This window comes from Janthinobacterium sp. SUN137, assembly GCF_030587265.1.
Lineage (GTDB): Bacteria > Pseudomonadota > Gammaproteobacteria > Burkholderiales > Burkholderiaceae_D > Janthinobacterium > Janthinobacterium kumbetense.
The window spans coordinates 613,560-636,736 of record NZ_JAPWHZ010000004.1 but is presented as its reverse complement, the minus strand read 5'-3'; the positions used below and the strand labels follow the sequence as shown (position 1 = coordinate 636,736).

The window sequence follows — 23,177 nt, the reverse complement described above, 5'->3', positions numbered from 1 at the left end:
ATGGAGTGACTTAGGGGATGCGTGGACGGGCACGCATCGGCATCCACTGCGCCATGCATTGCATGGTCAGCTGATGACGAATAGCGTAAAAACTGGCAGAAGGGGTAGAACGCAACATAAAAGACACCGGTAAGCGGGGAAAGGCCACTATATCCCGGTGTCTTTATCGCGTGAACGAATTAAAAATTGATTGTATATACGATTTGAATCTAAGGACTTGTCGTTTGACAACATTCAAGCATCGGCATGCGCCACTGGCGCCAGCGCCGCACGGCGCGCCTGCACGCTCCACCAATACCAGGAAATCACGGCATTGACCCAGTAAGCCGCATACAGCACAGCCGTCAGGTGCAGGCCGCGGCTGTAGTACAGCGGCACGGCCACGGTGTTGACCAGCAGCCAGAAAGCCCAGGTTTCAATGCGCCGGCTCATCAGCAGGAATTGCGCGATGATGCTAAATACCAACACTGCCGAATCGATGAACGGCGCGTAGGCATTCGTAAAGCGGTGCAGCAGCATGCCGTAGATCACCACGGAGGCGATGCCGGCCGGCACCACCCACGCCAGGCTGCGCCAGCCCGTGCGCGTGATCGGCAACGGCTTGCCGCCGGCGCCACGCCGCCATTGCAGCCAGCCGATGACGCAGGTGACGATGAAAAACAGTTGCAGCATCACGTCGGCATACAGGTTGACCTGGAAAAACAGCACGGCAAACAGCACGCAGCCGACCATGCCGATCCACCAGGAATGAATATTATTGCGTCCGGCCAGGATGATGGAGGCAGTCATCAGTACATTGGCGGCGATCTCGAGCGGGGCAGTCAAGCGGTCTTCCTTTGCGGGGCAGTGGTGGCACCGCGCCACTATAGCCGATTACACTGCACGGTGTTCACCGCGCCGGAGGCGATTTCCATGGGGAAAAGCGGCAAAAAACGCGCAAACATCGAAGAAATGCGAACCAAGCCCGCCTTCCGCAGCCTCAGCCCTTGACTTCCGCGGCCATTCTGGCAAATTGAATATCAAGTTGAAACTCCTGGAAACCTCCATATGCGCATGCGCCATCTCCTGTTTGCGGCAATGCTCGGCATAACTGCCCTGCCCGCCGTGGCTTGCCGCATGACGATGGCGCTGGAACAGTGGCCGCCGTATATCTACCGCGATGCCCGGGGCCGCTTTACGGGCCTGGACCTGGAGTTGCTGCAAGCCATTTTCAAGGAAGCCCGGTGCACCCTCGTCACCTTGCCGGAATTGCCCACCGCGCGGCGCCAGCTGCTGTTCCAGAAAGGGGGGCTGGACCTGATGCTGGCCGCGTCCGAGACGCCGGAGCGCCAGTCCTATGCCCGCTTTTCCCTCTCGTATCGCGACGAAGCCGTGGGCCTCTTCAGCAAATCCGGCGCGCCCGCCGGCCACCGCCAGATCGCCAGCTTCGCGCAGCTCATGCGCGGCAACTCGACCTTGCTGGCGCCCAAGGTGGGCTGGTATGGCGCGCAGTACGCGGCGGCCCGGCCGGCGCTGGAAAAGGCTGGCCGCCTGAATGCGTTCGGCAGCTTCCAGCAAGGCGTGCGCATGCTCGATGCGGGCCGCGCCGACCTGCTGCTGGGCGACGTGCTGGCCGTGCGCCACGAAGCGCGCCTGCAGGGCGTAGCCTTGAACACCCTGCCCTTCCTCGTCCTGCGCGCCCCCGTGCACCTGATGCTCAATGCGCGCACGACCAGCGCCGACGACCTCGCGCGCCTGAACGCCGCCATCACGCGCCTGGAACAACGCGGCGTGCTGGCGGCGATACGCAGCAGCTACGAAGCGCCGTAGCGGCGGTCAGCCCTTGCTGGCCGCTTCGAGGATTTCCAGCTTCGTTTCGCGGCCGTTCTTTTGCACGCCCTGCGCCTTGTCGTAGCTTTCGATCAGGGCGCGGTACGGCGGCACGATGTGGTCCGTCATGATGGCGGCAAACGCCATCGCGTCGGCGCGGTTCCAGGTGCTCATCACTTCAGCCAGCACGGCATACGTGTCGATCGGCACGGCGCCTGCCTGCGTCACGCGCGCCATGGTGATGTCGGTGGCCATCTTCGACCAGTTGCCCGAGGCGTCGATGATGGCAAACACCTTGTAGCCGGCCGCCAGCGCGCTGATGGTGGGAAAAGCCATGCACACGCTGGTGAGCGTGCCGGCGATCAGCAGGGTCTTGCGGCCCGTCTTTTCGATGGCTTCGACCCAGGCCGGATTGTCCCAGGCATTGATCTGGCCCGTGCGCGGGATATAGACCGCTTCCGGGTTGAAATGGTGGATTTCCGGGATCAGGGGGCCGTTCGGGCCGTCGGGCACGGAAGCGGTGGTAAACGTCGGCATGTTGGCCAGACGCGACAGCTTGGCCAGCGCCGTGACATGGCCGCGCAGCACGTGCTGCTCGATGTCGCGCACCAGCTGGAACAAGCCGCTCTGGTGGTCGATCAGCAGCATGACGGCGTCGTCGGGATCGATCATCGGCGGCAAACCTTGAAAGTTGGCGGGGGTGCTCATGGTGGTCTCCTCAAAAAACCATGCCGCGGGATGCGGCATGGGTACTGCACACACTACTTCTCGATGCGGGCAAAGCGGCCGCTGTTGAAATCCTCGAACGCCTGCGCGATTTCCGCTTCGCTGTTCATGACGAAGGGGCCATGGCCGACGATGGGCTCGTCAATCGGCTCGCCGCTCAGCAGCAGCACCACGGCGTCGTTGTTCGCTTCGATGGTGATGCTGTCGCCATCGCGCTCGAACAGCGCCATCTGCGCTTCGCGCACCACGCTCTCGCCGTTGACCAGCACCGTGCCATGCAGGACGATCAGCGCCGTGCTCCAGCCTCGGGGCACGGGCAGCTGCGTCAGCTTGCCCTGGGCCAGGCGCATGTCCCACACCTGCATCGGCGAGAACGTGCGGGCCGGGCCATGCTGGCCGTCGAAGTCGCCGGCGATCACGCGCACGGAACCGGCATCGTCCGGCAGCGCCACGGTGGGAATCGTGCCGCTGGTGATGGCCTGGTAGCCGGGTGCCGTCATCTTGTTTTTGGCCGGCAGGTTCACCCACAGCTGCACCATTTCCAGGGTGCCGCCCGACTGCGTGAAGGCAGGCGAGTGAAATTCTTCATGCAGGATGCCGGCGCCGGCCGTCATCCATTGCACGTCGCCGGGGCCGATCACGCCGCCCTGGCCAGTCGAATCGCGGTGCGCCACTTCGCCCTTGTAGACGATGGTCACCGTTTCAAAGCCGCGGTGCGGGTGCGAGCCGACGCCGGGCGGACGGGTGCCGGGCGCAAACTCGGCGGGGCCGGCATAGTCGAGCAGCAGGAATGGGCTCAGCTGCTTGCCATGGCCGTTATACGAAAACATCGAGCGCACGGGAAAACCGTCGCCGACCCAGTGCTGGCGGGGTGCGCTGTAGATACCTGTGACTGTGTTCATCTCGATCTCCTGTTGGGGTTTGCATTACGATGAAGACAGAATACGCTTGCAACGATGAAGGCGGTAGACGGTAAAATATGCCATCAGCGTTCCAAAAATAGAACGATCAAGGAGGCGGCATGCAGGATCTGAATGACTTGTATTACTTTGTGCAGGTGGTCGACCATGGCGGTTTCGCGCCGGCCGGGCGCGCACTGGGCATGCCGAAATCCAAGCTGAGCCGGCGCATCGCCCTGCTCGAAGAGCGCCTCGGCGCGCGCCTGCTGCAGCGCACGACGCGGCATTTTTCCGTCACCGACGTGGGCCAGACGTTCTACGAGCATTGCAAGGCCATGCTGGTGGAAGCGGAGGCGGCGCAGGAAGCCATCGAGCTGACGCGGGCCGCGCCGCGCGGCACGGTGCGCCTGTCCTGCCCCATCGCCCTGCTGCATACGCTGGTGGGTCCCATGCTGGCCGGTTTCATGCGCGCGCATCCGCAGGTGACCCTGCTGCTCGAAGCGAGCAACCGCCGCGTCGACCTGGTGGCCGAAGGCATCGACGTGGCCATCCGCGTGCGCCCGCCGCCGCTGCCCGACAGCGACCTGGTGCTGCGCGTGCTGGCCGAACGCAGCCAGTGCATGGTGGGCAGCCCGCTGCTGTTCGCCGGCGCGCCCGCGCCGCAGGCACCAGCCGACCTGGCCGACTGGCCCAGCCTGGCCCTGGGCGTGCCGCAACAGCACTACCAGTGGGATTTGCATGGCCCGGACGGTGCACGCGCCCAGCTGCGCCACGTGCCGCGCTTCGTCACGGGCGACATGCTGACCCTGCGCGACGCGGCCGTGGCCGGCGTCGGCGTGGTGCAGCTGCCGACCATGATGATCACCGAGCAGGTGGCCGATGGCAGTTTGCTGCCGCTGATGGAGCAGTGGCGGCCGCAGCGCGAAATCATCCACGCCGTGTTCCCGTCGCGGCGCGGCCTGCTGCCGGCCGTGCGCGCGCTGCTCGACTACCTGGCGCACGGCTTCGCCGCGCTGGAGGAAGAGTGAGGGTTTTCAGGTACGATGGCGTACCCTCCCATCGCCTGGATGCCGCATGCGTTTATTGATCCTGTCGGACCTGCACCATGAGCTGTGGCGCGACGAAGCGCCGCAAGGCGACCTTGCGCTCAGCTGCCCCGATACCGTCATCCTGGCCGGCGACATCGACACGGGCGCCCGCGCCGTCGCCTGGGCCGCCACCGCGTTTGCGGGGCTGCCGGTGCTGTACGTGCATGGCAACCACGAAGGCTATGGCCACCACCTCGACAAGGTGCGCCAGGAGCTGCGCAGCGCCTGCGCCGCCACGGACAACGTGCACTTCCTCGACTGCGGCACGCACGTCATCACCGACCCGGCAGGCAACGCCGTGCGCTTCCTGGGAGCCACCCTGTGGACGGATTTCCGCCTGCTGGGCGACGACACGCGCCAGGCGGCCATGCGCGACGCGGAAGCCGTCATGAACGACTACAAGCGCATCCGCCTGGCCAACATGGGCTTTCGCAAGCTGCGCGCAGCCGACACGGCCATGTTCCACGCGCAGCAAAAAGCATGGCTGGCGCGCGAACTGGCGCAACCGTTCGACGGCCGCACGGTGGTCATCAGCCACATGGCGCCGTCGCTGCTCTCGGTCGACGATGCCTACGGCAGCGAAGGCTGTTCGCCCGCCTATGCCTCGCGCCTGGACGAACTGGCCGCGCAGGCGGACCTGTGGGTGCATGGCCACATCCACGCTTCGCGCGATTACCGCATCGGCCGCTGCCGCGTCGTCTCGAATCCCTGCGGTTACCGGACGCGCAGCGGCACGCCGCAAAATCCTGCTTTTGATCCGAACTACATCGTCGAGCTGCCGGCCCGCTAATCGTCAGCTTTGAGGCGGCCCGCCAGCCATTGCTGCAGGCGGTGCTTGCCGGCCCGGCGCGCCGCGCGCGGCGACGCTACCGACTGGTGCGCGCCGGCGCCGCCGCGCAGCCTGGCGGCAGCCACCAGCGGATTGCGCGGCTTGGGCGTGGCTTTCACTTTGATTTTCATGGTATTTCCTTTCAATCCGGTCGTCCAAAACAAAAAAACCCGGCGAGTTTCCTCACCGGGGTTTGAAGGACACCGGCTCGGGGTCGGCAATGCTGCCGATGGCCCCGAGCGTCATGCGCGGGGCTAGTGGTCGTACAATTTGCTGCCAGCCTGCTCGAACATGGGTTTCCTTTCCTTTATCTGGTTAATCTGCACTGCGGACGCTGATTCTGCGCCGTATGCTGCAGTGCGTCAACCGATTTTCATGGTGCATGCGCCAACGTTGTTATTTTGTCGCAGCCTCGCCGGCCATGGCTTGTTCCTTGGCGATGCGGGCGTCGAGCTTCGCTTCATTTTTGGCAGCGTAGTTGCTGCACGCCTGCGCATCGATGAAGGGATTCGGCGTGACGCCTTCCAGCAGTTGCGTGAGCTTGCGGTCGCCGTCCGAGTGGTCCGGGTGGGCCGAGATCAGGATGTCGCACGGCAGTTTGGCGAAGTCCTGCATGACGCGGCGGAAGGCCGGCGTCAGGTCCGCATGGCGTTCATCGCCCAAGTAGTGAAAGTCGTCGGCCGCCACCGGCGTGAGGCTCGCGCCAAACACCACGTTCAGGCATTCCTGACGCTCCGCATCCTCGCACGACACCCAGGTCCAGCTGGTGCTGCCTGGCGTATGGCCAGGCGTATGGCGCGCCGTGATGGTCACGTCGCCCAGTTGCAGGGTTTCGCCATCGGCGATCTCGCGCACGTTTTCCACGGCCGGCATGGGATCGATTTCGCCCGCTTGCGGGTCCATGGCGAGCACCGAGCCCGCGCGCAGCGCCTCCGCTCCCAGCGGGCTGGCGATCACTTGCGCGCCGCTGTCGCGGGCCAAGGCGGCGATGCCGCCCGAATGATCGAAATGCGCTTCCGTACTCAGGATGAACTTGATGTCTTGCAGGCGAAAGCCCAGCTCGAGGATATGTTCCTTGATGGCGGCCACCGATTGCGGCAATGCGCCATCGATGAGGATCAAGCCTTCGCGCGTGTCGATCAGCACCACGCTCAAGCCGCCCACGCCCACGTAATACGTGTCGCCGTGGATGCGCGCCGGCTGCTGCGGACGGTTCCACTGCGCCGCATACGGCGAGGCGATCGGCTGCGTCAGGGGATCGACGGCGGGCGTGGCGGCATGCGCCGTCAACGGCAGCGCCATGGCGGCCAGCGCGATACTGAGCAAGGTCTTGGGAAGGAAGAAAGGCGGCATGCGGCTCCAGGAAGATAGGCAGTATGAATCAATGCCACAGGGTAACGTCGCTACCCTCGCGCGGTCAAGCAGACGGGCGTGGCGACTTGCGCTACGATAGAGGCCCATCGACTGCCGTGCGCCTTGCCGCGCCCACTGCCATGCGTTTGCTGATCCTGTCCGACCTGCACCTGGAAGTCTGGGGCGAAAACACGCCCGCCATCGACCTTGCCGCCTGCCGCCCCGACGTGGTGATCCTGGCCGGCGACATCGACACGGGCAGCAATGCCATCGCCTGGGCCGCGCGCACCTTCGGCGCCCTGCCCGTGCTGTACGTGCACGGCAACCACGAAGGCTACGGCCACCAGCTCGAACGCATGCAGGACGCCGTGCGCGACGCCTGCGCCAGCGCGAATGCGCACGGCGCCAACATCCGTCTGCTCGACGGCGACGCCGTGGCACTGAACGGCGTGCGCTTCCTCGGCGTCACGCTATGGACGGATTTCCTGCTGTTCGGCGCGCAGCGCCGGGAAGAAGCGCTGAACGCGGCGCAAGCCTACATGCCCGATTACAAGCGCATCAGCACGGGCGGCGACACGCCCCGCCTGCTGTGCGCCAGCGACACGGCGCAGCTGCACGCGCAGCACCGCGCCTGGCTGGAGAGGCAGCTGGCGCAACCGTTCGATGGCAAGACGGTCGTCATCACGCACATGGCGCCATCGATGCTGTCGGTGGAAGCGCAGTATGCAGACAACCTCGGTTCGCCCGCCTTCGCCTCGCAGCTGGACGCGCTGGTGGCGCAAGCGGACCTGTGGGTGCATGGCCACATGCATGCCTCGCTCGACTACCGCGTCCAGGACTGCCGCGTGGTGTGCAACCCCTGCGGCTACAAACGGCCGGACGGCACGCCCGAGAACGAACGTTTTGACACAGGCTTCATCGTCGACCTGGCCAGCGCCGCTTAACGTTTTCCATAGCGCAGCTGCACCACGCCGCTGGGCAGCTGGCGCGTGCCGTCCAGCCGCCAGTCGCTGCGCGGCAAGCCATCCTCGAACAGGCGCACGCCCCGGCCCAGCACCACGGGCAGCACGGACAAGGCGACGCTGTCGACGACACCCTCGCGCAAGCCGGCGCGGATGACGGCGCCGCCATCGAGGTACACGTGGCGGCAGCCTTCCGCTGCCAGTCCCTTCAGCACTTCCCGCACGCTGCCTTCGCGGCGCTGCTCGCCATGGCGCGGCGCGAAGTCGCGGTGGCTCAAGACCACCACGCGCTTGCCCGCATACGGCCACGGCTCGAAGCCCAGCACGGCGTCATACGTGGTGCGCCCGATCAGCAGGGTATCGACCTGCTCCATCAATTGCGTATAGCCGGTGGCGTCGGGCGAGTCGGGGGCCAACTCGGCCAGCCAGGACAGGTCGCCGTTTTCCCCGGCGATGCAGCCATCGAGGCTGATGCCGAGAAAAACGCTGACGAAAGGTTTTTGCATGAGTGTTCCTTGATTTAATTCTACGGTGTAGAATTATGCCCATGAAAACCCTAAAACTTCAAGCCATGGAATCTCCTGTGCGCCGAGCGGGTCGTCCGCGCCGCGCCCTGCCCGCACTGGACAACGCCAGCATCCTGCACGCGGCCCTGGCCCTGCTGGAAGAAAAAGGCGAGGCGTTTTCCATGCGCGCGCTGGCACAGAGCCTGGGCGTCGACGCCATGGCCCTGTATCACTACTACGCGGGAAAAGAGGAATTGTTGCTGGCCTTGATGGCGCAACGTTTTGCCGCGCTCGACCCGCGCCAGCCGCCGTTTACGCGGCGCCAGGCAGCGCCACGGCGTGTGCTGGCGCTGTGCGCGCTGTACCTGGAACTGGTCAGCGCCACGCCGTATTTCGTGCGCCTGATGGCGCGCGGACTGGTGGAGCAAGCCGACGTTGCCGAACGCTTCACGGTGCTGTTCGAGCTGGCCGTCGAGGGTCTCGCGCTGGACAAGAAAACCCGCTTGCGCGGGCGCGATGCGCTCGTCGATTTCCTGCACGGCTATGCGCTGGCGGGCCGGCCCGCCAGCGAGACCGGCTGGCACGCCTCGGTCGCCCTGATCCTGGCCGGCATGCAGGCCAGTGTTGAAACAAGCGCTTAATTGAACTGCTTGAAATCCGGCTTGCGCTTCTGGAAAAAGGCCGTAAACGCTTCCTTCGCCTCGGCGCCGCCCAGCATGGCGCTGAACAGTTTGTTTTCGTCGGCGATGGCGGCCTTCATCGGCTCCATGCGGCTTTGCTTCATCAGGCGCTTGGTGGCGCGAATGGAGGCGGCTGGCAGAGCCACCAGCTTGGCGGCCTGGCCTTGCGCGAAGGTCATCAGCTCGTACAAGGGCACGACTTTCGACACCAGGCCCATTTCCAGCGCTTCACTGGCCGGGAACGACTCGCCCAGCATCAGCTTTTCCGCCGCGCGCGGGTAGCCGGCCAGTTGCGTGAGCAGCAGGCTGGAACCGAATTCCGGGCACAGGCCCAGCTGCGTGAACGGCATCGAGAAGCTGGCATTGTCGGCCGCGTAGACCAGGTCGCAGTGCATCAGCAAGGTGGTGCCGATGCCGATGGCCGGGCCGGAAACGGCCGCCACCACGGGCTTGCTGCTGCCGTACAGGGCGCGCATGAACTGGAAGACGGGGCGGTCATGGTCGAGCGAGCCATCCTTCGGGCGCGCCGTCTTCATGAAGTCATCGAGGTCGTTACCGGCCGTGAAAATCTCGCGCTTGCCGCAGATCAGGATGGCGCGCACGTCGTCGTCCGTCTCCGCCGCCACCAGCGCATCGGCCAGGGTCTGGTACATGGCGCCCGTGATCGCATTCTTGCGTTCCAGGCGATTGAATTCCAGGGTCAGAATGCCCTCGCTCTTGCTGCACAAAATATCCATGTCGTCTCCAAAAAGATAAAGGGCGCCGGGGTAATCCCGCAGCGCCCTGTTTTATTGCTTTAGCCCGTCGAACTTAGACGCGTTCAAAGATACCTGCTGCGCCCATGCCGGCACCCACACACATCGTGACCATGCCGTACTTCTGCTTGGTACGCTGCAGCGCGTGGATCACGGTGGCTGCGCGGATGGCGCCGGTGGCGCCCAGCGGGTGGCCCAGGGCGATCGCGCCGCCCATCGGGTTGACCTTCGATGGGTCCAAACCCAGGTCGCCGATGACGGCCAGCGCCTGTGCGGCAAACGCTTCGTTCAGCTCGATCCAGTCCAGCTGGTCTTGCGTGATGCCGGCGGCGGCACATGCTGCAGGAATGGCGAATTTCGGACCGATGCCCATGATTTCCGGCGGCACGCCGCGCACGGCGAACGACGAGAATTTCGCCAGCGGGGTCAGGTTGTGCTCGCGCAGGATTTTTTCGCTGACGATCAGCAGCGCGCCGGCGCCGTCGGACATCTGCGAGCTGTTGGCGGCCGTGACGGAACCCTTGGCCGCGAAGACCGGTTTCAGTTTTGCCAGCGACTCCATCGACGAATCGGCGCGCGCGCCTTCGTCGGTGTCGACCGTGCGGCGCGTCACATCCACCTGGCCGGTAGCCAGGTTCGGCGTGCGCGTGATGATTTCCACGGGCGTCGTTTCCGCCTTGAAGAAACCGGCTTGCTGCGCGGCGATGGCGCGGCGGTGCGATTCGACGGAGAACGCGTCCTGCTGTTCGCGCGACACTTTCCATTGCTGCGCCACTTTTTCGGCCGTCAGGCCCATGCCGTAAGCCATGCCGATGTTCTCGTCGCTGAACATGTCGAGGTTCATCGACGGGTGGTGGCCCATCATCGGCACCATCGACATCGATTCGATGCCGCCGGCGATCATCACGTCGGCTTCGCCCACGCGGATGCGGTCGGCCGCCATGGCGATGGCCGTGATGCCCGAAGCGCAGTAGCGGTTGACGGTGACACCGCCCACGGTTTTCGGCAAGCCGGCCAGCAGCACCGAGTTACGCGCGATATTGAAGCCCTGCTCCGCTTCCGGGAACGAGCAGCCGATGATGGCGTCGGTGATCAACGCCGGGTCCAGGCCAGGCGCTTGCGCCAGGGCCGATTGCAGCACGCGCACCAGCAGGTCGTCCGGGCGGGTGTTTCTGAACATGCCGCGCGGCGCCTTGCCGATCGGGGTCCGGGTTGCAGAGACGATGTACGCGTCTTGAAGTTGTTTGCTCATTTTGTTCTTTCAAAGATGTTGAACGAGGTTCGTGTTCTGTCGAATGTCCGGGGTAGAGGCTTATCGCTTCTGCGACAAATACCAGTCCACCGTCACCTGTGCCGCCAGCGTGCCTTCGGAGTCGAAAATATCGACTTCCACGGGAAACGCCACCTTGCCATCCTGCGCCAGCTGCGCCTTCAAGGCAGCCAGGTCGCCCGGTACCCGGCCTTCGGCGCGCGTCGCGCCCCGGGCCACCTTCTGGTACTGGATGCGCGACTCCTTGGCCACCGGGCGCAAGCCCAGTATCAGCTCGGCGAAGCCGCCCGCCATGGCCGCGCCGGAAGCCGTTTCGGCCAGGGTAAACAAGGCGCCCGCATGCTGCGTGCCCAGGTGATTATTCAGTTTTGGATCTTCCGGCAGCGACACCTTCGAGGTGCCGGCGCCGATGTCGTCGATGCTGATCCCCAGCAGCCGCACGAAGGGCAAGGTGTCCATCATCTGTTGTTTGATACGGTCATACACCATGCTTGGCCTCACGCGCAGTAATACTTTAAAAACGAGGGACAGGATCGTCATCGACGCTGTGCTTAGTTGCGTACCGGTTTACCGGTCTGCATCATGCCCATGATCCGTTCCTGGGTTTTCGGATGGTTCAACAGCTCCAGGAATGCCTTGCGTTCCATATCCAGCAGCCACTGTTCGCTGACGAAGCTGCCCTGGTCCACGTCGCCGCCCGATACGATCTCGGCGATCATCTCGCCCAGCTTGAAATCGTGCGCCGAAATGAAGCCGCCGTCGCGCATGTTGACCAGCTGCGCCTTGATGGTGCCCCAGCCGTAACGGCCCGTCACCTGGATCAGCGACGGCAGTTGCGGACGGAAGCCCGCGTCGAACATGGCGCGCGCTTCGACCTTGGCCACGTGCAGCAGCTCGTAGGCGTTGAACACGATCACGTCGTCTTCCTTCAGGTAGCCCATTTTCTTCGCTTCCAGCGCCGATTTCGACACGTTGGCGGTGGCTGCATTGGTGAAGCCCGTTTTCAGGAATTGCAGGATATCGTTGCCCTTGGCTTCCTTGTAGGCGCGCTGCGCCGCTTCCTTCAAGCCGCCGCCGGCTGGAATCAGGCCCACGCCCACTTCCACCAGACCGATGTACGACTCGATCGAGGCCACGCGCTTCGATGCGTGCAAGGCCAGCTCGCAACCGCCGCCCAGTGCCAGGCCAGCGACCGCGGCGATCACCGGCACATTCGCGTATTTCAGCGACATGAAGGTGTTCTGCAGTTCGGCGATGATCGGATCGACGGCTTTCACGCCGCCTTGCATGAACGCCGGCAGGGCCGATTGCAGGTCGGCGCCGGCCGAGAAGGCGCCGCCTTCGGCTGCGTCGGCGTGCCAGATCACCAGGCCCTTGAAGTTCTTCTCGGCTTCAGCCAGCGCGAGCTTGAGTCCGTTAATCACGCCTTCGCCAATCACGTGCATCTTGGTCTTGAACGAGATGATCAGCACATCGTCACCCGTATGCCAGACGCGCACGGATTCGTCTTCGAAGACGGTGGTGCCGGCGGTCTTGCCGTCGATGGCGCCGCTGCCCAGGACTGGCGCGCGGAATGGCTGGCGGTCGTACACGGACAGGGTCGAACGTGGCACGAAGCTGTTCGACACGGCCGAATACGAACCTTCCGGCGTATGCACGCCGCCTTTTTCAGCGACCGGGCCTTCGAAGACCCATGCCGGTAGCGGTGCATTGCACAGCGCGTGGCCGGCGTCGATGTCTTCCTTGACCCAGTTGGCCACTTGCAGCCAGTTCGATGCCTGCCACGTTTCAAACGGACCCACGTTCCAGCCGAAGCCCCAGCGCATGGCGAAGTCGATGTCGCGCGCATTGTCGGCCACGGTGTCGAGGTGGATGGCGATGTAGTGGAAAGCGTCGCGGAAGATCGCCCACAGGAACTGGCCTTGCGGGTTCGTCGATTCGCGCAGCGCCTTCATCTTCTTGACCGGATCCTTTTCCTTCAGGATGCGGGCGATGATGTCGGCAGCCTTGGCGCCGCCGGCCACGTATTCACCGGTGGCGAAGTCCAGGCGCTGGATTTCCTTGCCGACCTTCTTGTAGAAGCCTGCGCCGCTCTTCTGGCCCAGCGCGCCTTTTTCCACCAGCTGTGCCAGGACGGCCGGCGTCTTGTAGACGGCAGCGAACGGATCGTTCGGCAGGTAGTCCTGCATGGTCTTGATCACATGGCCCATGGTGTCCAGGCCGACCACGTCCGCCGTGCGGAAGGTGCCCGACTTGGCGCGGCCCAGCTTGGCGCCCGTCAAATCATCGACGACGTCCACGGACAGGCCGAATTTTTCGGCTTCATGCACGATGGCCAGGATGCCGAATACGCCAACGCGGTTGGCGATGAAGTTCGGCGTGTCCTTGGCGCGGACCACGCCCTTGCCCAGGGTGGTGGTCAGGAAGCCTTCCAGCTGATCGGCGATCTGCGGCTTGGTGAACTCGGTCGGGATGATCTCGACCAGGTGCATATAGCGCGGCGGGTTGAAGAAGTGCACGCCGCAGTAGCGCGATTTCAGGTCGGCGTCGAAGCCTTCGGCCAGCTTGGTGATCGACAGGCCCGAGGTGTTCGAGGCGAAGATCGCGTTCGGGCCGATGTGCGGGGCCACCTTTTGGTACAGGTCGTGTTTCCAGTCCATGCGCTCGGCGATGGCTTCGATGATCAGGTCGCAACCGGCCAGCAGGTCCAGGTTGTCTTCGTAGTTGGCCACCTGGATCAGCGCGGCGTCATCCTTGTTGCCCAGCGGCGCAGGCGACAGCTTTTTCAGGTTCTCGATGGCGCGCAGCACGATGCCATTCTTCGGGCCTTCCTTGGCCGGCAGGTCGAACAGCACGACCGGCACTTTCGCGTTGATGCAATGGGCGGCGATCTGCGCGCCCATCACGCCGGCGCCGAGGACGGCTACTTTTTTAACGATGAAATTGGTCATATTTTCCTCAAGTCTTAGAACAGGTCTGCGTCGAGTGCCATCAGGTTGGCCGAACCGGAACGCGCCTGACGGATCAGGGTTGCCGTTTCAGGCTGCAAGCGGGCGAAGTAGAAACGTGCGGTAGCCAGTTTGGCGGTGTAGAACTTGTCGCCGCTGGATTCTTTTTCGAGGGCGATCTTGGCCATCTGCGCGAACAGATAGCTGTAGATCATGTGGCCGACGACGCGCAGGTAAGGCACGCATGCCGCGCCCACTTCGTCCGGATTCTGGAATGCCTTCATGCCGATTTCCATGGTCAGCTTGGTGACTTTGTCGCCCAGGTCGCCCAGTGGGGTGACGAATTCGCTCATCGCTTCATCGGTACCGTTGTCTTCGACGAAAGCCTTGATCTTTTCACCGAACTTGCGCAGCTTGGCGCCGTTGTCGCCCAGGATCTTGCGGCCCAACAGGTCCAGCGACTGGATCGTGTTCGTGCCTTCGTAGATCATGTTGATGCGCGCGTCGCGCACATACTGCTCCATGCCCCATTCCGAGATGTAGCCGTGGCCGCCGAACACTTGCATCGCGTCCGAGGTGGCGATCCAGGCGTTGTCGGTGATGAAGGCCTTGATGACAGGCGTCAGCAGCGCCACTTCATCGGCCGCTTCCTTGCGCACGTCGGCGTCTGGGTGGTGCAGTTCGCGGTCGATCTGCAGCGCCACATAGGAGGTGAAAGCACGCGCGCCTTCGGCGTAGGCTTTACCCGTCAGCAGCATGCGGCGCACGTCAGGGTGCACGATGATGCGGTCGGCCGGCAGTTCCGGGTTCTTGATGCCGGACAGCGAACGCATTTGCGTGCGGTCCTTGGCGTAGATCAGCGCGTTCTGGTAAGCGATTTCCGTCAGGCCCAGCGACTGCATGCCCACGCCCAGGCGGGCCGCGTTCATGAAGACGAACATGGCGTTCAGGCCCTTGTTCGGCTGGCCGATGATCCAGCCTTTCGCGCCGTCCAGGTTCATCTGGCAGGTCGAATTGCCGTGGATGCCCATTTTTTCTTCAATGGCGCCGCAGGTGATCGGATTGCGCTCGCCGACAGTTCCATCCGCGTTCGGCAGGAATTTCGGCACCAGGAACAGCGAAATGCCTTTCGAGCCTTCCGGCGCGTCCGGCACGCGGGCCAGCACCAGGTGCAGGATGTTTTCCGCCATGTCGTGCTCGCCGGCCGAGATGAAGATCTTGTTGCCGGTGATGGTCCAGGAACCGTCCGCCTCAGGCAGCGCTTTCGAGCGCAGCAGGCCCAGGTCGGTGCCGCAGTGCGGTTCGGTCAGGCACATGGTGCCCGTCCATTCGCCCGACACCAGCTTCGGCAGATACACTTCCTTCTGGTGGTCGGTGCCGTGTTCCTTCAGGCACTCGTAGGCGCCGTGCGACAGGCCCGGGTACATGGACCAGGCCTGGTTCGACGAGTTCAGCATTTCATAGAACGAATTGTTCAGCACGACAGGCAAGCCCTGGCCGCCGTATTCCGGATCGCACGCCAGGGCCGCCCAACCGCCTTCGACATACTGCTTGTAGGCTTCCTTGAAGCCTTTCGGCGTGGTCACGCTTTTCGTGACGGGGTCGTGGTGGCAGCCTTCGCGGTCGCCGGAGTGGTTCAGCGGGAACAATACTTCGGAGGTGAATTTGCCGCCCTCTTCCAGTACCTGGTTGATGATGTCGGCGTCGACGTCGGCGTACGACGGCATTTGCTTCAGTTCTTCTTCCACTTGCAGGAACTCATGCAGGACGAATTGCATATCCCGGATTGGCGCGACGTATTGACCCATAATTTTCTCCTGAAGGCGATTAGCTAAAGTGTTGTACTTGTAAGTGCGTGTGCGTTGTTGCGGATACTGCCTGACGGCTTATTTGCTTGTGACGGAATTCTGGTATGACGCCAGCAGGCGGACAAAGCCCGCTTGCGCCCGTTCGATGCTGCCCGGCACGCGCAGGAAGCGCGCATCGTGATGCAGGGCCAGGATCAGGCCATACATCTCGTACACCAGCTGCTGGGCATCCGTGTCCGCTTTCAAGTCGCCCGTGGCGATCGATTGCTCGACACAGCGCAGCAGCGCGCCCTGCCAGGCCCGTACCATGGCCACCAGGGCCTCGCGGATGGGACCAGGACGGTCGTCATACTCGACGGCGCCGCTGATATAGATGCAGCCGGAAGCGATTTCCACGCTGACCCGCTTGACCCAGCGCGCAAACATCGATTGCAGGCGCTGGATGCCGCGTGGTTCTTTCATGCTGGGAAAAAAGACTTCTTGCTCGAAACGATAGTGGTAAAGCTTCAGCACTTCCATCTGCAAGTCTTCGCGCGAGCCAAAGTGGGCAAACACGCCCGACTTGCTCATGTTCATTTTGTCCGCAAGCAACCCAATGGTCAGGCCTTCCAGGCCGTCGCGGCTGGACAGGTCCAGCGCCACGTCGAGGATGGCTGCACGGGTCAGTTCGCCCTTGCGCATGAATTTGACTGAAGTATTCAAGAGGTCCGTTCTAAAAGTGATGTTGCCGATTTGGCGGACTGAAGCGAGGGTAAAAAAAAAGCACGCCTCGAAAAAATCCGAACGCTCGTACTATTATCCACTACCACGTAAAAGTCAAACGGGAACTTTAGAGCCGGTGTTCTATTGGTGCAGCGCAGCATTTTCAGGCTGCGTGTTTACAGCGATTTCAGGAGGGCAAAAGCGTCGCGCGCCCTTGCCGCTCCACATCAGGCGAGCCTCAGGAAAGGTCGCCTGCCTTGCTCAATTGACGGCGATCGCGCTTGGTCGGCCGCCCCTTGATGGTGGTGCCCGGCTCGCGGAACAGCTTGCGCTCCTCGGCCAGCTGCTCGCGGCGGGCGATGCTGGCCGGCGTCTCGCCATACAGCAGGCGCGCCACAGGCGCCGCGCCGCGCTTGTCGGACAGGCCCAGCACGGCCACTTCCCACGTCTCCGCGCCATTGTCGATGGCCAGCTCGTCGCCCACGCGCAGGCTGCGCGCCGGTTTCACGCGCTCGCCGCCCACTTTGACTTTCCCCGTGTCGACGGCTTCGCTGGCCAGCGAGCGCGTCTTGAAGAAGCGCGCCGCCCACAGCCATTTGTCCAGCCTTACCGTTGTCATCTCGTTCATGCGTACTTGCCTACTGAAAAAATGCGCATCACCAGCCGGTACACGAGGAACGCGGCTTCATAGCCGATGCGCCGGAAACGGCCAATGTGCTTGAAATCATCCTGGTGAATCACAATGCCGTCGGCCACGCCCTGCTCTATATGCTGGCGCAAGCTTTGCGCGAACGCCACGTCCTTGATGACCACGTTCGCTTCCTGGTTCAGGAACAGGCTCAGCGCATCGATATTGCTGGAGCCGACCGTCGCCCAGTCATCGTCAACGACGGCTACCTTGGCGTGCAGCTGCGTCTTGCGGTATTCGACGATTTTCACGCCGGCGGCCAGCAGCTTCGGATAAAACGAGTGCGCCACGGCGTCCTGCATGCGGAATTCGCCCACGCCGATCAACAGCACCACGTCCACGCCCCGCTGGGCCGCCTGGGCAAGGGCGCGGCGCAGCTTGTGGCCGGGCGCGAAATACGGGTTGGCCAGCATCACGCTTTTCCTCGCCTGGCCCAGCGCCTGCAGATAGGCGCGCTGGATGGTGCGGCGGTTGCGCAGGTTATCGCGCACGACAAAGCCAGCCACCACGGGGTTCTTCGCCAGCTCCTTGCTGACGACGCGCATCTTGCGGTACAGCTTGATACGCCGCACCAGGTTCATCTTGCCCAATCTTGCCCACTGCGCCTGCACTTCCTCGTGGATGGCGTCCACCAGCGGGCCCTTCACCTGCACGGCGAAATCCCAGCGCGGCGCTTCCAGGCTAATGTTGTGGTCGTAGTCGCAAAACATGTCGTCGTTGATATTGATGCCGCCCACCAAGGCGATTTCACCATCGGCCACGCAGATCTTGCGGTGCGTGCGCGTGATGCCGCGCCGGAACCACGGATTGAAGATGCGGTGGTGCACGCCAGCCGCTTCCAGCTCTGCATGCATGGCGTTGACCCGGCGGTTGCCCGTGCCGAACCAGTCCGTGATCATGCACACCAGCACGCCGCGCGCGGCCGCACGCTTGAGCGCATCGAGCACCAGGGCGCCCGTGGCGTCGTCGGCAAAGATATACGTTTCAAAATACACTTCCGAGCGCGCGCCGTCGATGGCGGCAATCAGCGCGGGGAAGTAATCGGTGCCGCAATACAGCAGCTGGATGTCGTTGTGGGCGATGAAATTGACTGTGCGCATGCCGGCAGTCTACGCGAGTTTCAAAGCGGCAACTATCGGCGCGTGGTCCGACAATTTGGCCCACAGGGTGCCGTGCATCACTTGCGCGCCTTCCACATGGAAACCGCGCACATAGATGCGGTCCAGGCGGAACCACGGCAAGGCGGCGGGAAAGGTACGCGCCGGCACGGGGATCGGCGTTTTCGTCTGGCGCCGCGCCAGGGTGCGCACCAGGTCGCCCAGGGCCGAGTTCGACGCGCGCTGGTCGAATACCTCGACCACGCCAAGCGCATTGCGCAGCTTGTCGCTGAGCGTGTTGCGCCAATCGTTGAAATCGCCCGCAATGATGACGGGCTCGCCATTCGGCGCCGATTCCATGACGGCATCGATCAGCGCCTGCGTCTGGCGGCCCCGCCCCGACTCGAACAGGCCCAGGTGGACGACGTAGCAATGCACATCGGCCTGCGGCGTCTTGAGCACGCAATGCAGGATGCCGCGTTGCTCGTAGGCATGGTCGGACACGTCGTGGTTGGTTTGCGAAGCGATGGGAAACTTGCTCAGCAAGGCGTTGCCATGGTGGCCATGGTCATACACGGCATTCATGCCGTAGGCGGAATGGTGCTCGGGGCCGGCAAAGAACTCGTGCTGCGACGCTTCCGGCCAATGCTTGTGGCCGTTTTTCTCGGCGCCGTAGCGGGCCGCGTTGCGGTCGTGCTTGCCTTGCACCTCTTGCAAAAAGACAACATCGGCATGAAACAGGGCAATCGCCTGCTTTAAAGCATGCACGCGGGGCAAGCCCCGCACGGAGGAGACACCCTTGTGTATATTATAAGTTGCTACGCGGATTTTCATGCATTGATTCTACTCCCAGACGGGCCCCGCGCGGCGCCAGCGTAGGTGCGCGTGCGCACCCAAGTCCCACTTTATCTGCCTGCCATCGCTCCCAGCAAACTATCGGCGGCGCTGATGCTGCCTACCACGCTGCCGATGAGCCACAAGCCCTTCACAAGCACGGGTGCGCTGCTCCAGCTGAAGGCGCCCCGTCCGCCGGCAAAGCAGCGGGGGTGCAGGAGAAATCCCAGCATCAGCAGGGGCAAGCCAGCCTGCGGCAGGCGGGCATGCGGCTGATCGGGAAAACACACGGCATACAGGGCGCCAAAGACCCAGGACAGAAATATGGCGCCCCAGAGGCGCTGCTGAAAAGAAAGTTGAGACCAGTTCAGCATGGACACCTTTCGTCAGGAAGTGAGATTGCGATTAAAGCAATAATACCACATAACAATAGTTTCAGCGGCTCAGGCCAGCATGCGTCCCATGCCCGCCGTCACGCTAACGATCAGCGCGGTAATGCCGGCCGCCCAGACGATCTTCACCAGCAACGGTGCGCCGCGCCAGGCCACGGTGCGCTTGCCCTTGGCAAATGCGCCCGGATGCAGCAGCCAGCCGATGGCCATCAGCGGCATGCCGATCGGTGGCGTGCGCCCGGGCACGGTGGAGCTGAACAGCAGGAAGATAAAGCACAGGCAAAAAACGATGCCCAAGGTGCCCAGCAGTTTTTGCTGCGCAGTCAAATGTAACCAGTTCAACATGGAATGCTTTCTAGGGAAATCAGGTAGGACGCGCCAGACCCGTCATGGCCGGCAATTGCAAGATCGCTTCCGCGTTGGACGACGAGAAACAGCGGTCGGCCGCCGCCAGATACGGCAGCCACGCGTGCTGCAAATGCTCGCGCGGACTCAGGGTGACGGCGATGTCGCGCGGCACTTGCACGCTGAACACGTGTTCCGTGTTGCGCGTCACGCCCGGCGCATAGCGGTGGCGCCAGATCGGATAAATCTCGTACACATTCGACAAGTTCCAGTCGCGCAGCACGATATCGTGCCCATCGACAACGATGCCGGTTTCTTCAGCCAATTCGCGCGCGGCCGTCAGCAGCAGCGGTTCATCGACGGCGTCGACGGACCCCGTCACGGATTGCCAGAAACCGGGTTGGCCCGCGCGCTCGATCAGCAAGACGTCTAGGTCAGCCGTATGGATGACGACCAGCACGGAAACGGGAATTTTATGGCTCATATCAAGAATGAAAAAGGCGCCTCGCAGCGCCTTTTTTTGCCTCAGCAAGTAAAACGGTAGCGGCTGCCTGGGCAGCCGCATGCTTCATTACACTACTTTTGGCTCGGTGCTGCGCAAACGGATGTGCAGTTCGCGCAGTTGCTTCTCGTCAACTTCCGACGGCGCATGGGTCAGCAAATCTTGCGCGCGCTGGGTTTTCGGGAAGGCGATCACGTCGCGGATCGATTCGGAACCCGTCATCATGGTCACGATACGGTCCAGGCCGAATGCCAGGCCGCCATGCGGTGGCGCGCCGTATTGCAGGGCGTCGAGCAGGAAGCCGAATTTCAGCTGCGCTTCTTCGGCGTCGATCTTCAGTGCGCGGAAGACCTTGCTTTGCACTTCTTCGCGGTGGATACGGATCGAACCGCCACCCAGTTCCCAGCCGTTCAAGACCATGTCGTAGGCCTTGGCGATGCAGGCGCCCGGATCGCTTTCCAGCATGTCTTCATGGCCGTCTTTCGGCGCCGTGAATGGATGGTGGGTCGCCGTCCAGCGGTCCGCTTCCTCGTCGTGCTCGAACATCGGGAAGTCGACCACCCACAATGGCTTCCACACGTCTTCGAACAGGCCGGCTTTCTTGCCGAACTCGCTGTGACCGATTTTCACGCGCAGCGCGCCGATGGCGTCGTTGACGACCTTGGCCTTGTCCGCGCCGAAGAAGATCAGGTCGCCGTCTTGCGCACCCGTCTGCTCCAGGATCGTGGCCAGCACGTCGGCAGGCAGGAACTTGACGATCGGCGACTGCAAGCCTTCAGGACCCTTGGCTTTCTCGTTGACCTTGATGTAAGCCAAACCCTTGGCGCCGTAGATGGCGACGAACTGGGTGTAGGCGTCGATTTCCGAACGGGGCATGCTGCCGCCTTGCGGTACGCGCAGGGCGACCACGCGGCCGCCCTTCATGTTGGCGGCGCCGTTGAAGACCTTGAATTCGACCGACTTCATGACTTCGGTCAAGTCCGTGAAGGCCAGCTTGACGCGCATGTCCGGCTTGTCGGAGCCGTACAGGCCCATCGCTTCGGCGAAATCCATCACCGGGAACGGGTTCGGCAAGTCGATGTTCAGCGTGTTCTTGAAGACGACGCGGATCATGTCTTCGAACAGGTCGCGGATTTCCTGTTCCGTCAGGAACGAGGTTTCGCAATCGATCTGCGTGAATTCAGGCTGGCGGTCAGCGCGCAAGTCTTCGTCGCGGAAGCACTTGGTGATCTGGTAATAACGGTCGAAGTTGGCGACCATCAACAGTTGCTTGAACAACTGTGGCGATTGCGGCAAGGCGAAGAAGCTGCCCGCGTTCACGCGCGACGGCACCAGGTAGTCGCGCGCGCCTTCTGGCGTGGACTTGGTCAGCATCGGCGTTTCGATGTCGATGAAGCCCAGCGCGTCGAGGTACTTGCGCACTTCCATCGTCACCTTGTAGCGCAGGCGCAGGTTGTTTTGCATTTGCGGGCGGCGCAGGTCCAGCACGCGGTGCGTCAGACGCGTCGTTTCCGACAGGTTGTCGTCGTCCAGCTGGAACGGCACGGGCACGGAAGGGTTTAGCACTTCCAGCTCCGAGCAGACCACTTCGATCTTGCCCGACTTCAAGTTGTTGTTGATCGTGCCTTCGATACGGTTGGTCACGACGCCCGTCACGCGCAGGCAGAATTCGTTGCGCACGGCTTCGGCGACCTTGAACATCTCCGCTTGTTCCGGGTTGCAAACGATTTGCACCAGGCCTTCACGGTCGCGCAAGTCGATGAAAATCAGGCTGCCGTGGTCGCGGCGGCGATGTACCCAGCCGCACAGGCTGACGGTTTGTCCCAGCATGGCTTCGGTAACGAGGCCGCAGTATTCAGTACGCATAGACATAAAATTCTCAGTTCAGGTTAGTGAGTGTTCAATCCGGCCACGTCCCGCATGGGACGCCTGCCTTTATTCTTTGGCTGCCGGGGCCGGTACAGCAACAACTTCCGCAGGCGCCACCACGCCCATCGAGACGATATATTTGAGCGCCGCATCGACGCTCATGTCGAGTTCGACGACATCGCTGCGCTTCATCATCAGGAAAAAGCCCGATGTCGGATTCGGCGTCGTCGGCACGTACACGCTGACATAGTCGCCCACCAGGTGGTTCGCCGCATCGCCGCCCGGCACGCCGGTCAGGAAAGCGATGGTCCAGGAGTTCTGGTGCGGATACGGCACCAGCACGGCCTTGCGGAAGGCATTGCCCGACGGGGAAAACAGGGTATCCGACACTTGCTTGACGCTCGAATACAGGGAATTGACGATGGGTATGCGTTGCAGCAATTTTTCCCACAGTTTCACCACGTAATTGCCGACCAGGTTATTCGTTAGCAAGCCCGTGAAGAACACGATCAGTACCGTCAAGACCGTGCCCAGGCCGGGAATGGTGCTCAGCGCGGGAATCTGGCGGCCGAACCAGACGCTGGGCTGCGTACTGCCGGGCACCAGCAACAGCGACTGGTCCATCGTGCTGATGACCAGATTCAGGACCCAGGCCGTAATGGCCAGGGGCACCAAAATCAGTAATCCGGTAATAAAGTATTTACGCATCGGTTTCTCGGTAAGGGATCGTATCGGCGCGGCGCGCTTTTCAGTCCGCTTTCGGCGCAGCGGCAGCCGGGGCGGGCGCAGGGGCCGCGGCAGGCGCGCTCTCTGCTGCCGGGGCAGGCTTGGCGTTATCGGCGGGGCCCGTCGGAATGGCCGTGGTAGGCGCCGTGCCGCCGCGGAAATCGGTCGCGTACCAGCCGGTGCCCTTCAATTGGAAACCGGCGGCCGTCAATTGTTTCTTGAAACTGGGCTTGCCGCACGACAGGCACACCGTCAGTACTGGATCGGAGATCTTTTGCAAGACGTCCTTGGCAAAACCACACTCGTCACAACGGTAAGCGTAAATCGGCATCTCTACTCCGAGAAAATCATCAAAAACCCTGAATTATAAAGCTTTTCCTTTGTCGCCA

At 62.8% G+C, this 23,177-nt stretch carries 26 protein-coding genes; 5 read left to right on the top strand and 21 right to left on the bottom strand.

The features are described 5' to 3' along the window. Positions 1–234 precede the first annotated feature (234 nt). A complete protein-coding gene (gene pnuC / locus O3298_RS23355) occupies positions 235–825 on the bottom strand; it encodes a nicotinamide riboside transporter PnuC (RefSeq protein ID WP_289905697.1) in 591 nt (196 codons plus the stop codon). A 252-nt stretch (positions 826–1,077) separates the two neighbouring features. On the opposite strand from pnuC, the gene O3298_RS23350 reads away from it, so the two are divergent. Then, entirely contained in the window at positions 1,078–1,809 is a 732-nt protein-coding gene (locus O3298_RS23350; protein ID WP_305060634.1) for an ABC transporter substrate-binding protein, read from the top strand. Between the two features lie 6 nt (positions 1,810–1,815). Here O3298_RS23350 and O3298_RS23345 read toward each other — a convergent pair whose 3' ends face one another. Both O3298_RS23345 and O3298_RS23340 read right to left on the bottom strand, forming a co-directional pair. Then, positions 1,816–2,517, bottom strand: a complete 702-nt coding sequence (locus tag O3298_RS23345; protein WP_305060633.1) for an isochorismatase family protein — start codon at positions 2,515–2,517, stop codon at positions 1,816–1,818. 53 nt (positions 2,518–2,570) lie between these two features. Then, positions 2,571–3,437 (bottom strand): pirin family protein, encoded by an 867-nt coding sequence (locus O3298_RS23340; protein WP_305060632.1) that lies wholly within the window; start codon positions 3,435–3,437, stop codon positions 2,571–2,573. Positions 3,438–3,556: 119 nt separating this feature from the next. On the opposite strand from O3298_RS23340, the gene O3298_RS23335 reads away from it, so the two are divergent. Together O3298_RS23335 and O3298_RS23330 are read left to right on the top strand one after the other, a co-directional pair. Continuing rightward, on the top strand, positions 3,557–4,462 hold the full coding sequence (locus O3298_RS23335) for a LysR family transcriptional regulator (protein ID WP_305060631.1): 906 nt from the start codon (positions 3,557–3,559) through the stop codon (positions 4,460–4,462). Positions 4,463–4,508: 46 nt separating this feature from the next. Next, complete coding sequence (locus tag O3298_RS23330) at positions 4,509–5,312, top strand: metallophosphoesterase family protein (RefSeq protein ID WP_305060630.1); 804 nt, start codon at positions 4,509–4,511, stop codon at positions 5,310–5,312. Here O3298_RS23330 and O3298_RS23325 read toward each other — a convergent pair. Together O3298_RS23325 and bla are read right to left on the bottom strand one after the other, a co-directional pair. Continuing rightward, positions 5,309–5,482, bottom strand: coding sequence for a hypothetical protein (locus O3298_RS23325; protein WP_219117343.1), 174 nt, complete (start codon positions 5,480–5,482; stop codon positions 5,309–5,311). The genes O3298_RS23330 and O3298_RS23325 overlap by 4 nt on opposite strands. 265 nt (positions 5,483–5,747) lie before the next feature. Continuing rightward, a complete protein-coding gene (gene bla / locus O3298_RS23320) occupies positions 5,748–6,704 on the bottom strand; it encodes a subclass B3 metallo-beta-lactamase (protein WP_289905704.1) in 957 nt (318 codons plus the stop codon). Positions 6,705–6,790: 86 nt separating this feature from the next. Between bla and O3298_RS23315 the strand changes: the two genes are divergently transcribed. Further along, positions 6,791–7,648: a metallophosphoesterase family protein gene (locus O3298_RS23315; protein WP_305060629.1), complete on the top strand. Its 858-nt coding sequence runs from the start codon at positions 6,791–6,793 to the stop codon at positions 7,646–7,648. Here the strand turns inward: O3298_RS23315 and O3298_RS23310 are convergent. Continuing rightward, entirely contained in the window at positions 7,645–8,172 is a 528-nt protein-coding gene (locus tag O3298_RS23310) for a dihydrofolate reductase family protein (RefSeq protein WP_305060628.1), read from the bottom strand. The genes O3298_RS23315 and O3298_RS23310 overlap by 4 nt on opposite strands. Before the next feature lie 77 nt (positions 8,173–8,249). Here O3298_RS23310 and O3298_RS23305 point away from each other — a divergent pair, with 77 nt between their 5' ends. After that, positions 8,250–8,813 carry a TetR/AcrR family transcriptional regulator gene (locus O3298_RS23305; RefSeq protein WP_305060627.1) on the top strand — a complete coding sequence of 188 codons (564 nt, stop codon included), beginning with the start codon at positions 8,250–8,252 and terminating at the stop codon, positions 8,811–8,813. Here O3298_RS23305 and O3298_RS23300 read toward each other — a convergent pair. The 15 genes from O3298_RS23300 to O3298_RS23230 form a co-directional block, all read right to left on the bottom strand. Further along, positions 8,810–9,589 carry an enoyl-CoA hydratase gene (locus tag O3298_RS23300; protein WP_289919372.1) on the bottom strand — a complete coding sequence of 260 codons (780 nt, stop codon included), beginning with the start codon at positions 9,587–9,589 and terminating at the stop codon, positions 8,810–8,812. The genes O3298_RS23305 and O3298_RS23300 overlap by 4 nt on opposite strands. A 73-nt stretch (positions 9,590–9,662) precedes the next feature. Continuing rightward, the gene (locus O3298_RS23295; RefSeq protein ID WP_035824191.1) at positions 9,663–10,859 is read right to left on the bottom strand and encodes an acetyl-CoA C-acyltransferase; all 1,197 of its coding nucleotides are present in this window, start codon (positions 10,857–10,859) and stop codon (positions 9,663–9,665) included. Between the two features lie 60 nt (positions 10,860–10,919). Beyond that, positions 10,920–11,417: a PaaI family thioesterase gene (locus tag O3298_RS23290; RefSeq protein WP_289905710.1), complete on the bottom strand. Its 498-nt coding sequence runs from the start codon at positions 11,415–11,417 to the stop codon at positions 10,920–10,922. 11 nt (positions 11,418–11,428) lie between these two features. Next, entirely contained in the window at positions 11,429–13,828 is a 2,400-nt protein-coding gene (locus O3298_RS23285) for a 3-hydroxyacyl-CoA dehydrogenase/enoyl-CoA hydratase family protein (protein WP_289912338.1), read from the bottom strand. A 14-nt stretch (positions 13,829–13,842) separates the two neighbouring features. After that, positions 13,843–15,633 (bottom strand): acyl-CoA dehydrogenase C-terminal domain-containing protein, encoded by a 1,791-nt coding sequence (locus O3298_RS23280; RefSeq protein WP_034753387.1) that lies wholly within the window; start codon positions 15,631–15,633, stop codon positions 13,843–13,845. A gap of 78 nt (positions 15,634–15,711) precedes the next feature. Then, positions 15,712–16,314: a TetR/AcrR family transcriptional regulator gene (locus O3298_RS23275; protein WP_070278980.1), complete on the bottom strand. Its 603-nt coding sequence runs from the start codon at positions 16,312–16,314 to the stop codon at positions 15,712–15,714. Between the two features lie 259 nt (positions 16,315–16,573). Further along, on the bottom strand, positions 16,574–16,963 hold the full coding sequence (locus tag O3298_RS23270; protein WP_077398991.1) for an RNA-binding S4 domain-containing protein: 390 nt from the start codon (positions 16,961–16,963) through the stop codon (positions 16,574–16,576). Then, positions 16,960–18,123: a cardiolipin synthase ClsB gene (gene clsB, locus O3298_RS23265; protein ID WP_099665671.1), complete on the bottom strand. Its 1,164-nt coding sequence runs from the start codon at positions 18,121–18,123 to the stop codon at positions 16,960–16,962. Before clsB ends, O3298_RS23270 begins: the two co-directional genes overlap by 4 nt. Before the next feature lie 9 nt (positions 18,124–18,132). Next, positions 18,133–18,954, bottom strand: coding sequence for an endonuclease/exonuclease/phosphatase family protein (locus tag O3298_RS23260; RefSeq protein ID WP_251349339.1), 822 nt, complete (start codon positions 18,952–18,954; stop codon positions 18,133–18,135). 71 nt (positions 18,955–19,025) lie between these two features. Further along, positions 19,026–19,328 (bottom strand): hypothetical protein, encoded by a 303-nt coding sequence (locus O3298_RS23255; protein ID WP_289912339.1) that lies wholly within the window; start codon positions 19,326–19,328, stop codon positions 19,026–19,028. 69 nt (positions 19,329–19,397) lie between these two features. Continuing rightward, positions 19,398–19,691, bottom strand: a complete 294-nt coding sequence (locus O3298_RS23250) for a hypothetical protein (RefSeq protein ID WP_305060626.1) — start codon at positions 19,689–19,691, stop codon at positions 19,398–19,400. A gap of 19 nt (positions 19,692–19,710) precedes the next feature. Next, complete coding sequence (nudB, locus tag O3298_RS23245) at positions 19,711–20,175, bottom strand: dihydroneopterin triphosphate diphosphatase (RefSeq protein WP_289912341.1); 465 nt, start codon at positions 20,173–20,175, stop codon at positions 19,711–19,713. Between the two features lie 87 nt (positions 20,176–20,262). Beyond that, positions 20,263–22,065: an aspartate--tRNA ligase gene (gene aspS / locus O3298_RS23240; RefSeq protein ID WP_180278639.1), complete on the bottom strand. Its 1,803-nt coding sequence runs from the start codon at positions 22,063–22,065 to the stop codon at positions 20,263–20,265. Between the two features lie 63 nt (positions 22,066–22,128). After that, positions 22,129–22,770 carry a DUF502 domain-containing protein gene (locus O3298_RS23235; RefSeq protein WP_077398981.1) on the bottom strand — a complete coding sequence of 214 codons (642 nt, stop codon included), beginning with the start codon at positions 22,768–22,770 and terminating at the stop codon, positions 22,129–22,131. Between the two features lie 40 nt (positions 22,771–22,810). Beyond that, positions 22,811–23,119, bottom strand: a complete 309-nt coding sequence (locus tag O3298_RS23230; protein WP_077398979.1) for an FmdB family zinc ribbon protein — start codon at positions 23,117–23,119, stop codon at positions 22,811–22,813. Positions 23,120–23,177 lie beyond the last annotated feature (58 nt).